The organism is Rothia sp. QJM3NY_36, from assembly GCF_056173115.1.
In genome coordinates, this window is sequence record NZ_CM149658.1 from 372,809 (window position 1) to 386,160 (window position 13,352).

Below are 13,352 nucleotides of genomic sequence, written 5' to 3' on the forward strand. Positions count from 1 at the left end.
AACGGGTTGAGTGAGAGCCATGACTGACACCCCGCAGACCTTCGTCATCCTCGGCGCCAACGGCGACCTCACCGAGCGGCTGCTGCTGCCCGGCATCGCCTCCTACCTCGCGACCGGGGCCGTGGACCAGCCGCTGAAGATCATCGGCTCCGGGCGCCACGCCAATGACGAGTTCCCGCAGACCGTGCGCGAGGTCTTCGCCCAGACCCTGGGGGCTGACCCCCTGCCCGGTCCGGTGGTCGAGGGCACCGCGCAGCAGGCGGAGTTCCGCGTCAGCGACGCCACCGACGCCGAGGACCTCGCGGGGCTGCTGGAGCACGAGGCCGGCCCCGTGGTCCTGTACTTCGCGCTGGCCCCGGCCGTAGCGGTGGACACGGTGGACGCCCTGGCCCGGCTGAAGGAGCAGGGGCGGCTGCCGCGGCGGCTGATCCTCGCGATGGAGAAGCCCCTGGGCACCGGGGAGGACTCCGCCAGGGAGCTGGACGCCAAGCTCGCGGACCTCGTCCCGGAGGAGGACGTGTACCGGATGGACCACTTCCTGGGGATGCCCGGGCTGCTGTCCCTGCTGGGGCTGCGCTTCGGCAACCGGCTCTTCGAGTCCGCCTGGTCCCGGGAGGGCATCGAGAGCATCGACATCCTCTTCGAGGAGACCCTGGGCCTGGAGGGCCGGGCGGACTTCTACGACGGCACGGGGGCGGCCGAGGACATGCTGCAGTCCCACCTGCTGCAGGTCATGGGCCTGACCCTGATGGACCCGCAGGGGGACATCGACGGCGCGGCGATCCAGGAGGCCAGCGCCGAGATCATCTGCTCGGCCCGGGTGGCCGAGAGCACCGCCGACGGCGAGGGTCCAGCGGTGGTGCGCGGGCGCTACACCGCCGGTGAGGCCGGGGGCAAGAGCCTGCCCTCCTACGTGGACGAGGACGGGGTGGACCCATCCCGGCAGACCGAGACCTACGCCCGGGCCACCCTGGCGGTGGACGCCGAGCGGTGGCGCGGGGTCCCCGTGACCATCGCCTCCGGCAAGGCCGTGGGCGAGCCGCGTCAGGAGATCCGCATCCGGTTCCGTCCCTCCGCCCGCAGCGCGGATCTGCCCGGGGTGCAGGAGGCCCGCCCGGGGATGCTGCGCATCGGCCTGCAGGACGAGGTCATCGCGATCGACGCGAACGTGGGCGGGGAGTACGACTCCCGGGGCCTGGGGCGGATCACCCTGTCCTCCCACGTCCGCCAGGCCCCGCTGACCCCCTACGGCTCGGTGGTGCGCGGGATCTTCGAGGGTCGGCGCACCTTCAGCGTCAGCGGGCGGGCCGCCGAGCAGGGCTGGCGGGTGCTCTCCGAGATCCGCGCCGCCTACGACGACGGTTGCGCGCCCCTGCTGGACTACCCGGCGGGTTCCGCGGGCCCCGTGCCGGCGGACGAGTCCGCCGCGGAGGCCTGAGCCATGGCCCAGCCCAGGACCCCCGCCTCGAGTCCGTCCCCCGACGCCGCCGTCCCCGCCGTCCCCGCCGGATCCGCCGGGGCGCCGGGACAGCCCGCGCCCGAGGTCATCGGCTGGGAGGCGGCCGCCGCCGCGGCCCGTCGCCTGGCCCCGGCCGGGCCGCGGCTGTCCCGCCGGGAGGCCGGGGCCGTCGTCGAATCCGTGCGGTACCAGGCGAATGCCGCGGTGGACCACGTCCACGCCATCACTGGCTTGGAGGCGGCGCGCAACCTGCACGACTCCGAGGTCCTCGTGGTGGACCGGGCCGGCTGGTCCCGGGCCAACGCCCAGACCTTCGCCTTCCTGCTCAACCGCCTGCTGGCCGTGGGACCGGGGAAGCGGGTTCAGGACATGTCCGGGCTGGACCGGCGGGTCACGGCCGCCGGGGCCGCCGTCGAGCTGGGCGGGCTGCTGGCCTTCCTGTCGGGCAAGGTGCTCGGCCAGTACGATCCCTTCGCCGCGCTCGGCGGGCACGGGGCCGCGGGCGGGCGCCTGCTGCTGGTCGCCCCGAACATCGCGATGCTGGAGCGGGAGCTGAACGTGGAGCCGGAGGACTTCCGGCTGTGGGTGTGCCTGCACGAGCAGACCCACCGGGTGCAGTTCGCGGCCGCCCCCTGGCTGCGCGGGCACCTGCTGGAGCTGATCACCCGGCTGCCGGAGGGCCTCGGCGGAGGAGGCGGCGAGCTGGTCCAGCGCCTGGGGGAGGCCGCCCGGCGGGCGCTGTCCGCCCGCCGCGAGCAGGACGGGCAGGACTCCCCGGACGGGGAGCGGCCCGTGCCCGGCAACCGGATGAGCCTGCTGTTGGATGAGGACTCCGCCGCCGCGCTGTCGCAGCTCACCGCGATCATGAGCCTCATGGAGGGCCACGCGAACGTGGTCATGGACGCGGTGGACGCGAGCATCGTGCCGACCGTGAAGACCATCCGCCGCCGCTTCGACGCCCGCCCCCAGCGCGGCCTGCTGGACCGGGCGATGCGGCGGGCGCTGGGCCTGGACCTGAAGATGCGCCAGTACCGGGACGGCCAGGAGTTCGTGCGCACCATCCTGCGCGAGCGCGGGATGGACGTCGTCAACCGGGTCTGGGAGGGCCCGGAGCACCTGCCCAGCGAGCGGGAGATCCACAACCCGCACCGCTGGATCGCCCGGGTGCTGGACGGCGCGCCCGAGGACTCCGCCCCTGCGGAAGACGCGGCGGCATCCGCCCGGGCGGTCGGCACCGGAGCCGACGGGACGGACGCCGAGGGGGCCGGATCCGACGCGCCTGGATCCGAGGCGCGCGGCGTCGACGGGACGGAGCGGCGCTGATGGCTCAGAGCGGACGCACCGGACGCCTGCACCCCGCCGTCGGCGCCGCCCGACGCCGCCTGGCCCGCCACCTCGCCGAGCACGCGGGCCTGGAGACGACTCCGACGGGGCGGGCGGCGCGCTCAGCGGAGGCCGGGAGGCGGGCGGGCCGAGGCGAGCAGGACCCGGCCTCCTCGCCCGGGACCCCGAGCGCCCCCGCCCATCGCGCCGCCCAGGGGCCGCTGCTGCTGGTGGCCTGCTCCGGCGGGCCCGACTCCCTGGCCCTGGCCGCGCTCACCGCGCACTTCACCCGCCGCGGGGACCTGCGGGCCGGGGCGATCGTCGTGGATCACGGGCTGCAGGAGGGCAGCGCGCAGGTCGCGCGGCGAGCCGCCGAGCAGTGCCGGGAGCTGGGCCTGGCCCCCGTGCTCATCCGGCGGGCCGCGGTGGAACCCGGCGGGCACGGCCCCGAGATGGCCGCGCGCATCGCCCGCTACCGGGCCTTCGAGGAGGCCGTCGCCGAGCTGGGGGAGCAGGGCGAGACCGTGGCCGGCATCCTGCTGGGCCACACCCGCGACGATCAGGCGGAGACCGTGATGCTGGGCCTGGCCCGCGGCTCCGGAACCCGCTCCCTGGCCGGGATGCCGCCGGCGCGCCCCCTGGCCGGGCTCGGCATCGACGGCGAGCCGATCACCGCCCCGAAGAGCGAGCCGCTCACCGCGTCGATCGCGACGCCGCCCGACGAGCCGCCGCGCGCCGATCCCGACGGGACCGACGAGACTCCCTCGGCCGCCCTGCTGCTGCGGCCCCTGCTGGGCACCACCCGGGAGGAGGTCGAGCAGATCCTCGCCGCCGAGGGGCTGAGCCCCTGGCGGGACCCGAGCAACGCGGACACCTCCCTGCGCCGCAACCTCGTGCGCCACGACGTCCTGCCCCACCTGGAGCGCACCCTGGGCCCCGGCATCGCTCAGGCCCTGGCCCGCACGGCCGAGGTGTTCACCGAGGACGCGGACCTGCTGGATGCCCTGGCCGCCCGGCGGGCGCAGGACGCGCGCGCGGACCCGGGGCGCTTCCACCCCGTGCCGGAGCAGGCCCTGGCCGCGCTGTCCCTGGGGGTGCTGTCGGGCACCCACCCCGCCCTGCGTCGGCGCATCCTCGCGGCGGCCCTGCAGGAGGCCGGGGGTGCTGCGCCCACCCACGAGCGCCTGGCCGCCCTGGAGGAGCTGCTCGGCGGCCGGGGCAATGCCGGTCCCGTGCAGATGCCGGGTAGAGTGACCGTGTGGCGCCGCCGGGCGCTGGAGCGGCGAGCCCCCGAGCCAGAGGCCGCGGGGGCGCTGATCCTGACCCGCACCCCGGCGGGGTGATCCGACCCAGCGGCACCGCGGCCACCGGCAGCATCACGGAAAGCAGGAGACCCCAATGGATGCGAACGACGTCAGCGAGGACCTCAAGAACGTCCTGTTCACCACGGAGCAGATCCGGGAGAAGATCGCCGAGCTCGCGGCCCAGATCGACCGCGACTACGAGGACCGCGACGTCCTGCTCGTCGGGGTGCTCAAGGGCGCCGTGATGATCATGGCCGACCTCTCCCGCGCCCTGCACGGGCACTACACGATGGACTGGATGGCCGTGTCCTCCTACGGCTCCGGGACCAAATCCTCCGGGGTCGTGCGGATCCTCAAGGACCTGGACACGGACCTGCACGGCCGGGACGTGCTCATCGTCGAGGACATCATCGACTCCGGGCTGACCCTGTCCTGGCTGAAGTCCAACCTGGAATCCCGCGGGGCGAACTCCGTGGAGATCTGCGCGCTGCTGCGCAAGCCGGCCTCCGTGAAGACGGACGTGCCGGTCAAGTACATCGGGTGGGACATCGACCCGGAGTTCGTGGTCGGCTACGGCCTGGACTTCGCGGAGCGGTACCGCAACCTGGACTTCATCGGGACCCTCGCCCCGCACGTCTACTCCTGACGCGCCGCCGTCTGCGGCAGCCCCCCGTCCCCGCGCGGCGTCCGCCGTGAGGGAAGTCCGGGAGGCCCTGCCGGCTCCCGGCGGTAGTCTGTCACGAGACCGCTCGCGCCCCACGACGCATCCACGACGATCGGAAGGCACCACCAGCTTGGCCACCAACACCAGTCCCCAGAAGAAGACCGTCCGCCAGCGCCTCTTCAAGGGACCCTACTTCTGGATCGTCCTGGCCCTGGTGGGCCTGGCGACGGTGCTGTTCACCACGATGTCCGCGGAGACCAACCGCGTGGACACCAACGTCGGCATCGAGCTGCTGCAGGACCACAAGGCCACCGAGGCCAAGATGTACGACGGCGACCAGAAGGTCGAGCTCTCCCTCAAGGACGACTACACGGAGGGGGACCGGAACCTCGGCAAGTCCGTGGTGTTCTACTACGTCGAGCCGCGCGCCGAGGACGTCGTGCAGGCCATCGACGACGGGGACCTGAAGGGCTACACGGATCAGCCCGTGGAGAGCAACTGGTTCACCTCCCTGCTGGGGCTGATCCTGCCGTTCCTGATCATCCTGGCGCTGTTCTGGTTCCTGCTCTCGCGCATGTCCGGCGGCGGCGGGCAGCTGATGCAGTTCGGCAAGTCCAAGGCCAAGAAGTTCAACAAGGAGAACTCCACCGTGAAGTTCTCCGACGTCGCCGGGGCGGACGAGGCCGTGGAGGAGCTGCAGGAGGTCAAGGAGTTCCTCACCGATCCCCAGCGCTTCACCTCGGTCGGGGCCAAGATCCCCAAGGGCGTGCTGCTGTACGGCCCTCCCGGCACCGGCAAGACCCTGCTGGCCAAGGCCGTGGCCGGCGAGGCCGGGGTGCCGTTCTTCTCCATCTCCGGCTCGGACTTCGTGGAGATGTTCGTCGGCGTCGGCGCCTCCCGCGTGCGGGACCTGTTCGAGCAGGCCAAGCAGAACGAGGCCGCGATCATCTTCGTCGACGAGATCGACGCCGTCGGACGCCAGCGCGGGGCCGGCATGGGCGGGGGCAACGACGAGCGCGAGCAGACCCTGAACCAGCTGCTGGTGGAGATGGACGGGTTCGACGAGAACACCAACATCATCCTCATCGCCGCGACCAACCGCCCCGATGTGCTGGACCCGGCCCTGCTGCGCCCGGGGCGCTTCGACCGGCAGATCGGCGTGGACGCCCCGGACCTGAAGGGCCGACGCCGCATCCTGGAGGTCCACTCCCAGGGCAAGCGCCTGGCGGACAACGTGGACCTGGCCCAGGTGGCCAAGAAGACCCCGGGCTTCACCGGCGCGGACCTGGCCAATGTGATGAACGAGGCCGCGCTGCTCACGGCCCGCTCCAACGCCCAGATCATCGACGACCGCGCCCTGGACGAGGCGATCGACCGCGTCCTGGCCGGCCCGCAGCGCCGCTCCCGGCTGATGAAGGAGCTGGAGCGCAAGATCACCGCGTACCACGAGGGCGGGCACGCCCTGGTCGCGGCCGCGCTGCGCAACACGGATCCGGTCACCAAGATCACCATCCTGCCGCGCGGGCGCGCCCTGGGCTACACCATGGTCATGCCGGTGGACGACAAGTACTCCACGACCCGCAACGAGCTGCTGGACCAGCTGGCCTACGCCCTGGGCGGGCGGGTCGCCGAGGAGCTGGTCTTCCACGACCCCTCCACCGGTGCCGCCAACGACATCGACAAGGCCACCAAGACCGCCCGCAAGATGGTCACCGACTACGGCATGTCCGCGACGATCGGGGCGATCAAGCTCGGCTCGGATGACACCGAGCCGTTCATGGGCCGCGACGGCGGAGCCTCCTCCCGCGGCTACTCCGAGAAGACCGCCGCCCAGATCGACGTCGAGGTGCGGGCCCTGATCGACCACGCCCACGACGAGGCCTACGCGATCCTCACCGAGAACCGGGATGTGCTGGACCGGCTGGCCTTCGAGCTGCTGGATAAGGAGACCCTGAACGAGAAGGAGATCGCGGAGGTCTTCAAGGACGTCCGCCAGCGCCCGGTGCGCGAGGTCTGGCTGTCCAAGGAGACCCGCCCGGTCTCCGAGATCCCCCCGATCACCACCCCCGCCGAGCAGGCCGAGGCTCGCCGTGAGGGCACCCAGGACCCGGCGGAGATGACGCCGCAGGACCAGGCCGTGGCCGCCAAGCCCGAGCACCCCCTCGAGGTGCCCCGCAACCACACCGGCACCACCCCTCCCGGCACCGAGTCCGACGGCGGCGCCCAGGGCGGGCCCGGCGCCCAAGGGCCCCAGGGCCCCCAGCCGGGCCCCGACGCCCGGGAGCCCGAGCAGGACGGAGACGGCCCCCGGCCCGCCGGGCCCTGGAGCCGGTGATGCCCATGGACCTGCCGCGCATCGAGGCGGCCGTGCGGGAGATCCTGCTGGCCGTCGGCGAGGACCCGGACCGGGACGGGCTGCGGGAGACCCCGGCCCGGGTGGCCCGCTCCTACGCGGAGGTCTTCTCCGGGCTGGGGCAGGACCCGGCGGATCTGCTGGCCACGACCTTCGACATCGGCCACTCCGAGATGGTGCTGGTCAAGGACATCACCTTCCACTCGATGTGCGAGCACCACCTGGTGCCGTTCTTCGGCACCGCCCACATCGGGTACATCCCCGGCGCGGACGGGCGGGTCACCGGCTTGTCCAAGCTGGCCCGGCTCGTGGACCTCTACGCCCGACGCCCCCAGGTCCAGGAGCGGCTGACCACCCAGATCGTGGAGGCGATGGAGCAGTTCCTGCGCCCGGCCGGGGCGATCGTCGTCGTGGAGGCCGAGCACCTGTGCATGGCCATGCGCGGGGTCGCCAAACCCGGCGCGCACACCGTCACCTCGGCGGTGCGCGGGCAGCTGCGGGACCCGGCGACCCGCGCCGAGGCGATGGGCCTGATCCGCGGGGGTGAGCGTCGGTGAGCGCCCGCTGGCCGAGCCTGCCCACCGGGCGCACCCTGGTCATGGGCATCCTCAACGTCACCCCGGACTCCTTCTCCGACGGCGGAGAGCACCTGGACCCGGAGGCCGCCGTCGCCCACGGGCTGGCCCTGGTCCGCGATGGCGCGGACGTCGTGGACGTCGGCGGGGAGTCCACCCGCCCCGGGGCCGAGCCCGTGGATCCGGCTCAGGAGCGGCGGCGCATCCTGCCGGTGGTTCGCCGGCTCACCGAGCGCGGCGTCGTCGTCTCGGTGGACACCCTGCACCCGGACACCGCCGAGGCGGCCCTGCAGGCCGGCGCCGGGATCGTCAACGACGTCTCCGGAGCCCGGCTGGGCGAGGAGATGATCGAGCTCATCGCCCGCACCGGTGCGCCCTACATCCTGACCCACGCCCGCGGGGACTCCGCGACCATGGACTCCCTGGCCCGGTACGCGGACCCGGTGGCGGAGGTGCGCGCCGAGCTGCTGGGGCTGCGCCAGCGGCTGCTGGACGGCGGGGTGGACCCCGCGCAGATCGTGCTGGACCCGGGCCTGGGCTTCGCCAAGGGCGGGGATCAGGACTGGCGGCTGCTGGCGGGGCTCGACGCCCTGACGGGGCTGGGCCATCCCGTGCTGGTCGCGGCCTCCCGCAAGCGCTTCCTGGGCTCGACGCTGGCCGCGGCGCGCGCCGAGCACCGGCCCGGGGCGCAGCTCCCGGACGGCGCAGCGACGCCGGATGAATCGGGGGCTCCCGGCGGTTCGGGCAGCGCTCAGCCGCAGACCCCCGGTCCCGTCGAGCGCGACGTCGCCACCGCCGCCGTCTCGGTGCTCGCGGCCCGGGCCGGGGCCTGGGCGGTGCGGGTGCACGACGTGCGGGCCACCGCGGATGCGCTGGCCGTGCAGCGGGCCTGGAGCCGGGCCGGCGGCTGAGCCGCAGCCCCGGGACGGGCGGCGCTGGCCCGGGCATCCCATCGACCATCACATCGTCGCGAGCACCGAGGAGGAACGGTGGAGCAGAACCAGGACGGCAGCGGCACCGCGCCCCGGCAGGGGAGTGCGGGCCGGGACCGGATCACCCTGATCGGGGTGGGCGCCGTCGGCACCCACGGGGTCCTGGAGCAGGAGAAGAAGATCGCCCAGCCGTTCTTCACGGACGTGATCCTCTACCGGGACCTCAGCCAGGCCGGACGCACGGACGATCTGTCCCGCACCGTGGACTACGGTGCGGTGGCCGAGACGATCAAGGACGTCGTGATGGGTCCGAGCGTGGAGCTGATCGAGACCCTCGCGCACACCATGGCCCAGCGGATCCTGGAGCGCTTCCCGGTCGACGCCGTGGAGCTGACGGTGCACAAGCCCAAGGCCCCCATCGAGGTCACCTTCGGCGATGTGTCCGTGACGATCCACCGGGAGCGCGCATGAGTGTGGACGCGGTCCTGGCTCTGGGCTCCAATCAGGGCGAATCACGGCGCATCCTCGCGGAAGCCGTGGGGCGTCTGGGCGAGCATCCCCGCGTGAGCGTCACCGCCCGCTCCCCGGTGGTGATCACCGCGCCGGTCGGGGGACCCGTCGACCAGCCGGACTTCCTCAACATGGTCGTCGGGGTGCGCACGGATCTGCGGCCCTTCGCCCTGCTGCGCTGGTGCCAGGAGATCGAGCATCGGTTCCACCGGGTCCGCACCGTGCGGTGGGGCCCGCGCACCCTGGACGTGGACATCATCTCCTACGGGGGTCTGCACATGGACGAACCCGAGCTGGTCCTGCCCCACCCGCGGGCCGGGCAGCGGGCCTTCGTGCTCGCCCCCTGGGCGCGGATGGACCCCGACGCCCAGCTGGACGGGATCCGCGTGGCCGCGCTGGCCGAACGGGCCCCGGACGCCGACGGCGTGCGCGGCTGGCTCACCGAGGACGGGAGCTGATCCGCGATGCGTCCTCTGCGTCCCCGATGGCTGGCCCTGATCTGGACCGCGGGCCTGGTCGGCGCCCTCCTGCTGTCCCTGCTCGTGCCCGGCGGCCTGCTGGTGCTGCCCTGGATCACCCTGGCCGCGCTGATCGTCCTGGCGATCGCGGTGCTGGTGCTGGCCCGCCGGGTGCGCGCCCACGTGCGGGATCCGCGCGGGCGTCCGGTGGAGCCGCTGCTCGCGGCCCGCACCGCGGTGCTCGCGCAGACCTGCGCGGTGTTCGGCGCCCTGGCCGCGGGATGGGCCGCGGGGCTGCTGATCCGGGAGCTGAGCCTGCTGCGCTGGCGCAGCGCCACCGAGGATCTGCCCCTGATCATCGCGGACCTGGTGGTCGGGGCTCTGGTGTGCGCGGCCGGGTGCGTGGCCGAAGCCTGGTGCAAGCGCCCACCGGATGATACGGATGAGGGGCCCCAGCACGCCGATCCCCGCCGCGCCCAGCGCCGGGACATCCCCGAAGGAGAGGGTGGCTATGCCCGAGACCGCCAGAGCCCGGGTCCGACCCGGCAGTGACCGCTTCGAGGCCCGCCTGGCCGCCCTGGACGCCTGGGATGCCCCCTGGCAGCGGATGGACGCGCGGTATCCGGCGAGCATGCTGCTGGCTCGCGGCCTCGGCTGGCTCATCGTCCTGCTGCTGGCCGCCGCACCGTCGGTCCTGGGACTGCTCGGACTGCTGCCCGGCGCCTGGACGGCGGTCGGCCTCGTCGTGCTGGGCCTGCTGCTGATCTGGGCCGCGGCGGACCTGCTGCTGATCCCCCGGCGGGCCCGCGCCATGGGGTACGCCGAGCGGGAGGAGGACGTGCTGGTGCGCCGCGGGGTGCTCAGCCACCGGGTCACCGCCGTGCCCTACGGCAGGATGCAGTACGTGGAGGTCTCCCAGGGGCCCTGGCAGCGGCTGTTCGGCCTGTCCTCGGTGACCTTCCGCACCGCCTCGGCCGCCGCGGACGTCTCGGTGCCCGGGGTCTCCCGGCAGGAGGCGCGCCGGCTGCGCGAGGAGCTGAGCCGGCGCGGCCGCGAGCGGATGGAGGCCCTGTGAGCCGCGCGCCCCACCCGTCCTCCCCGGACGCCGCGCCCGCGCCGCAGCCGTCGGAGGACCCGATGAACCGGGAGGCGCCGGGGCAGCCCGAGGCGGGGCCGCAGTGGCGCCGGGTGCATCCGCTGACCCCGCTGGCCCGCTTCTGGATCACCGCGGTGCTGATCCTGGTGCTCTTCCTCCGGCCCCTGATCGAAGACGTCATCACCGGGGAGACCGACGCCGGGGACCTGGTGCGCGGCGCCGAGGAGATGGCCGGCGGGGTGAGCCTGCTCGCCGTCCTGACGGTGCTGGCGGCGGTGGCCGTGGTGATCGGGGCGATGGCCCTGACCTGGTGGTTCACCCGCTGGGCCGTCACCGAGGATTCCGTGCACGTGCGCGAGGGCATCCTGCTGCGCAAGGAGCGCCAGGCGCGGCTGGAGCGGGTCCAGGCCATCGAGATCACCCAGCCGCTGCTGGCCCGGCTGCTGCGGCTGGCGGAGCTGCGCTTCGACGTCGCCGACGCCGAGGACGCCGCCCTGCACCTGCGCTTCCTGAGCCTGCGCCAGGCCGAGGACCTGCGCGGGCGCCTGCTCTCCCGGGCCCGCCAGCTGCGCGCCCCCGCGACGCCGGGTTCAGGTGCCGCCGCCTCGGGAAACGCCGCCCCGGAGAACTCCGCCGCGCAGGACTCCGACTCGCGGGACCCGCGGGTGGTGCAGGCCAGGGGCGGCTCGATCGGTCCTGCCTCCGGGACGGTCGCCGCCGGGGGTCCCGACACCGGGATCTCCGAGGGCGGGGTTCCGCAGAGCGAGGCGCCCGAGGGCCTCGCGGAGCGGGAAGTGCTGCGCGTTCCCCTCGCCCGCGCGGCCGCGGCCCCGCTGCTGTCCGCGGGGCTGCTGAGCTCCCTGCTGGCCATCCTGCTGATCGCCGTCGCGCTGGGCTGGGCCGCGGACAGCGCCGGAACGGCCGTGGCCGGGGTGCTGCCGATGCTGCTGGTGGCCGGCAGCACGGTGTGGTCGGCCGTGAACGCCGGCGCCGGATTCCGGGTGCTGGAGGCCGACGGCGGCCTGCGCACCCGCGCGGGCCTGACCGACACCCGCGCCCAGTCCATCCCCCTGGGCCGCATCCACACCGTCGGGATCGAGCAGCCGCTGCTGTGGCGCCTGCCCGGGTGGTATCGGGTCCGGCTGACCAGCGCCGGGATCGGCGCGGGGGAGGGCTCCGAGACCCGCTCCGTGCTGCTGCCGGTCGGCACCCAAGCGCAGCTGCGTCGGCTCCTGCCGTACGTGCTGGGACCCGTGGTCCAGGATGAGGCCCCCGGGGCGGAGGATCTCGCGGCGGCGCTGCGCGGCAGCGGCACCGGCCACGGGTTCACCGTCTCCCCGCCGGCGGCGCGCTGGCTGGCCCCGCTGACCTATCGCCGCAGCGGATTCCTGCGCGACTCCGGGGCGCTGCTGCTGCGCGGCGGGCGGCTGACCCGGCAGCTGAGCGTGGTCCCGCAGCGGCGGGTGCAGGGGGTGGTCCTGGAGGACGGACCGCTGCTGCGCCGGCTGGGGCTGGCCGATCTCCAGCTGTGCACCGTGGCCGGGCCCGTGGACACCCGGGTGCGCCGACTGGCCCGGGTCGATGCCCTGGCCCTGGCCCGTGTCCTCGCCGTCCCGGCGTCGGAGGATCCCTCGGCGCGGGGGCCGGTCCGCGCGTCCGTGGGGCAGCAGCCCTCCCCGACCTCCGCAGCAGCAGAACCCGAGAACGAGGAGCCCACCGCATGAGCCCGCAGCAATCGCCCGCCGCCCGTCCCGGACGCCTCGGCATCGGGGTGATCGGGGCCGGACGGGTCGGGGCCGTGCTGGGCGCGGCCCTGCGCGCCGCCGGGCACGCGATCACCGGGGTGCACGCCGTGTCCGAGGCATCGCGCACCCGGGCGGAGTCCCTCCTGCCGGGTGCGCCGCGCTGGGAGATCCCCGAGATCATGGAGCGCAGCGAGCTCGTGCTGTTCGCCGTGCCCGACGACGCCCTGGCCCCGCTGGTGCGGGGCATGGTGGACGGCGGGCACGTCAGCAGCGGGCAGCTGCTCGTGCACACCTCCGGGCGCAGCGGCACCGAGGTCTTCGACACGGCCCGAGCCCGCGGGGCCGTGGGGCTGGCCATCCACCCGGCGATGACCTTCACCGGGCTGTCCCTGGACCTGGACCGGCTGCGCTCCTGCCCCTTCGGGGTCACCGCCCCCGCCGCGTTCCTGCCGGTGGCCCAGGCGCTGGTCGTGGAGATGGGCGGGGAGCCCGTGGTGGTGCAGGAGGGGGACCGGCCGCTGTACCACGCGGCCCTGTCCCACGGGTCCAACCACCTGGTGACCCTGGTCGGGCAGTCCCGTCAGATCCTGGAGAGCATCGGGGTGCCCGAGCCGGGGCGGATGCTCGCCCCGCTGCTGCGGGCGAGCCTGGACAACGCCCTGGCCAGCGGGGACGCCGCCCTGACCGGTCCGGTGGCCCGCGGCGATGTGGGCACGCTGGCCGCGCACCGGGAGATCCTGGAGGGCTTCGCGCGGGAGGAGGACGCCGCGGACATCGGCCGGGCCTACCTGGCGATGGCCCGGGCCAGCGCCGAGCGGGCGCACCGGCGCGGGGCGCTGTCCGCGGCGGCCCTGAAGCAGGTGCTGGGGGCCCTGGAGGAGGACCGGCAGCCCCCGCACGGCGCCGAGTACCGGTAGACTCTCCTGCCGAAAC

The 13,352-nt window shown here is 74.3% G+C and carries 13 protein-coding genes; all 13 read left to right on the forward strand.

Features of this window, described 5'->3' with window-relative positions; genetic code table 11:
- The first annotated feature begins 19 nt into the window (after positions 1-19).
- Positions 20-1,438: a glucose-6-phosphate dehydrogenase gene (locus AC0VXQ_RS01625; protein ID WP_475528871.1), complete on the forward strand. Its 1,419-nt coding sequence runs from the start codon at positions 20-22 to the stop codon at positions 1,436-1,438.
- 3 nt (positions 1,439-1,441) lie between these two features.
- Positions 1,442-2,782 (forward strand): zinc-dependent metalloprotease, encoded by a 1,341-nt coding sequence (locus AC0VXQ_RS01630; RefSeq protein ID WP_475528873.1) that lies wholly within the window; start codon positions 1,442-1,444, stop codon positions 2,780-2,782.
- Complete coding sequence (gene tilS / locus AC0VXQ_RS01635) at positions 2,782-4,125, forward strand: tRNA lysidine(34) synthetase TilS (RefSeq protein ID WP_475528875.1); 1,344 nt, start codon at positions 2,782-2,784, stop codon at positions 4,123-4,125. The genes AC0VXQ_RS01630 and tilS overlap by 1 nt, the downstream gene beginning before the upstream one ends.
- Positions 4,126-4,180: 55 nt before the next feature.
- Positions 4,181-4,732 (forward strand): hypoxanthine phosphoribosyltransferase, encoded by a 552-nt coding sequence (gene hpt / locus AC0VXQ_RS01640; RefSeq protein ID WP_475528877.1) that lies wholly within the window; start codon positions 4,181-4,183, stop codon positions 4,730-4,732.
- 148 nt (positions 4,733-4,880) lie between these two features.
- Positions 4,881-7,085, forward strand: coding sequence for an ATP-dependent zinc metalloprotease FtsH (ftsH, locus tag AC0VXQ_RS01645; RefSeq protein WP_058731112.1), 2,205 nt, complete (start codon positions 4,881-4,883; stop codon positions 7,083-7,085).
- Between the two features lie 5 nt (positions 7,086-7,090).
- Positions 7,091-7,660 (forward strand): GTP cyclohydrolase I FolE, encoded by a 570-nt coding sequence (gene folE, locus AC0VXQ_RS01650; protein WP_058731116.1) that lies wholly within the window; start codon positions 7,091-7,093, stop codon positions 7,658-7,660.
- A complete protein-coding gene (folP, locus tag AC0VXQ_RS01655) occupies positions 7,657-8,589 on the forward strand; it encodes a dihydropteroate synthase (RefSeq protein ID WP_404434974.1) in 933 nt (310 codons plus the stop codon). Before folE ends, folP begins: the two co-directional genes overlap by 4 nt.
- 78 nt (positions 8,590-8,667) lie before the next feature.
- The gene (folB, locus tag AC0VXQ_RS01660) at positions 8,668-9,081 is read left to right on the forward strand and encodes a dihydroneopterin aldolase (RefSeq protein ID WP_058731110.1); all 414 of its coding nucleotides are present in this window, start codon (positions 8,668-8,670) and stop codon (positions 9,079-9,081) included.
- Positions 9,078-9,578 (forward strand): 2-amino-4-hydroxy-6-hydroxymethyldihydropteridine diphosphokinase, encoded by a 501-nt coding sequence (gene folK, locus AC0VXQ_RS01665; RefSeq protein ID WP_058731109.1) that lies wholly within the window; start codon positions 9,078-9,080, stop codon positions 9,576-9,578. The genes folB and folK overlap by 4 nt, the downstream gene beginning before the upstream one ends.
- A 6-nt stretch (positions 9,579-9,584) precedes the next feature.
- On the forward strand, positions 9,585-10,130 hold the full coding sequence (locus AC0VXQ_RS01670; protein ID WP_061225390.1) for a DUF3180 domain-containing protein: 546 nt from the start codon (positions 9,585-9,587) through the stop codon (positions 10,128-10,130).
- Positions 10,090-10,653 (forward strand): PH domain-containing protein, encoded by a 564-nt coding sequence (locus AC0VXQ_RS01675; RefSeq protein ID WP_064724964.1) that lies wholly within the window; start codon positions 10,090-10,092, stop codon positions 10,651-10,653. The genes AC0VXQ_RS01670 and AC0VXQ_RS01675 overlap by 41 nt, the downstream gene beginning before the upstream one ends.
- Positions 10,650-12,398, forward strand: coding sequence for a PH domain-containing protein (locus tag AC0VXQ_RS01680; protein WP_363835111.1), 1,749 nt, complete (start codon positions 10,650-10,652; stop codon positions 12,396-12,398). The genes AC0VXQ_RS01675 and AC0VXQ_RS01680 overlap by 4 nt, the downstream gene beginning before the upstream one ends.
- Positions 12,395-13,336 carry a Rossmann-like and DUF2520 domain-containing protein gene (locus AC0VXQ_RS01685; RefSeq protein WP_058731106.1) on the forward strand — a complete coding sequence of 314 codons (942 nt, stop codon included), beginning with the start codon at positions 12,395-12,397 and terminating at the stop codon, positions 13,334-13,336. The genes AC0VXQ_RS01680 and AC0VXQ_RS01685 overlap by 4 nt, the downstream gene beginning before the upstream one ends.
- Positions 13,337-13,352: the final 16 nt, after the last annotated feature.

What these genes read in the sequence shown, in the direction of transcription:
- AC0VXQ_RS01625 (WP_475528871.1), top strand. Translation starts at nt 20, where the DNA reads ATGACTGACACCCCGCAGACCTTCGTCATCCTCGGCGCCAACGGCGAC.
- AC0VXQ_RS01630 (WP_475528873.1), top strand. Translation starts at nt 1,442, where the DNA reads ATGGCCCAGCCCAGGACCCCCGCCTCGAGTCCGTCCCCCGACGCCGCC.
- tilS (WP_475528875.1), top strand. Translation starts at nt 2,782, where the DNA reads ATGGCTCAGAGCGGACGCACCGGACGCCTGCACCCCGCCGTCGGCGCC.
- hpt (WP_475528877.1), top strand. Translation starts at nt 4,181, where the DNA reads ATGGATGCGAACGACGTCAGCGAGGACCTCAAGAACGTCCTGTTCACC.
- folE (WP_058731116.1), top strand. Translation starts at nt 7,091, where the DNA reads ATGGACCTGCCGCGCATCGAGGCGGCCGTGCGGGAGATCCTGCTGGCC.
- folK (WP_058731109.1), top strand. Translation starts at nt 9,078, where the DNA reads ATGAGTGTGGACGCGGTCCTGGCTCTGGGCTCCAATCAGGGCGAATCA.
- AC0VXQ_RS01670 (WP_061225390.1), top strand. Translation starts at nt 9,585, where the DNA reads ATGCGTCCTCTGCGTCCCCGATGGCTGGCCCTGATCTGGACCGCGGGC.
- AC0VXQ_RS01675 (WP_064724964.1), top strand. Translation starts at nt 10,090, where the DNA reads ATGCCCGAGACCGCCAGAGCCCGGGTCCGACCCGGCAGTGACCGCTTC.
- AC0VXQ_RS01685 (WP_058731106.1), top strand. Translation starts at nt 12,395, where the DNA reads ATGAGCCCGCAGCAATCGCCCGCCGCCCGTCCCGGACGCCTCGGCATC.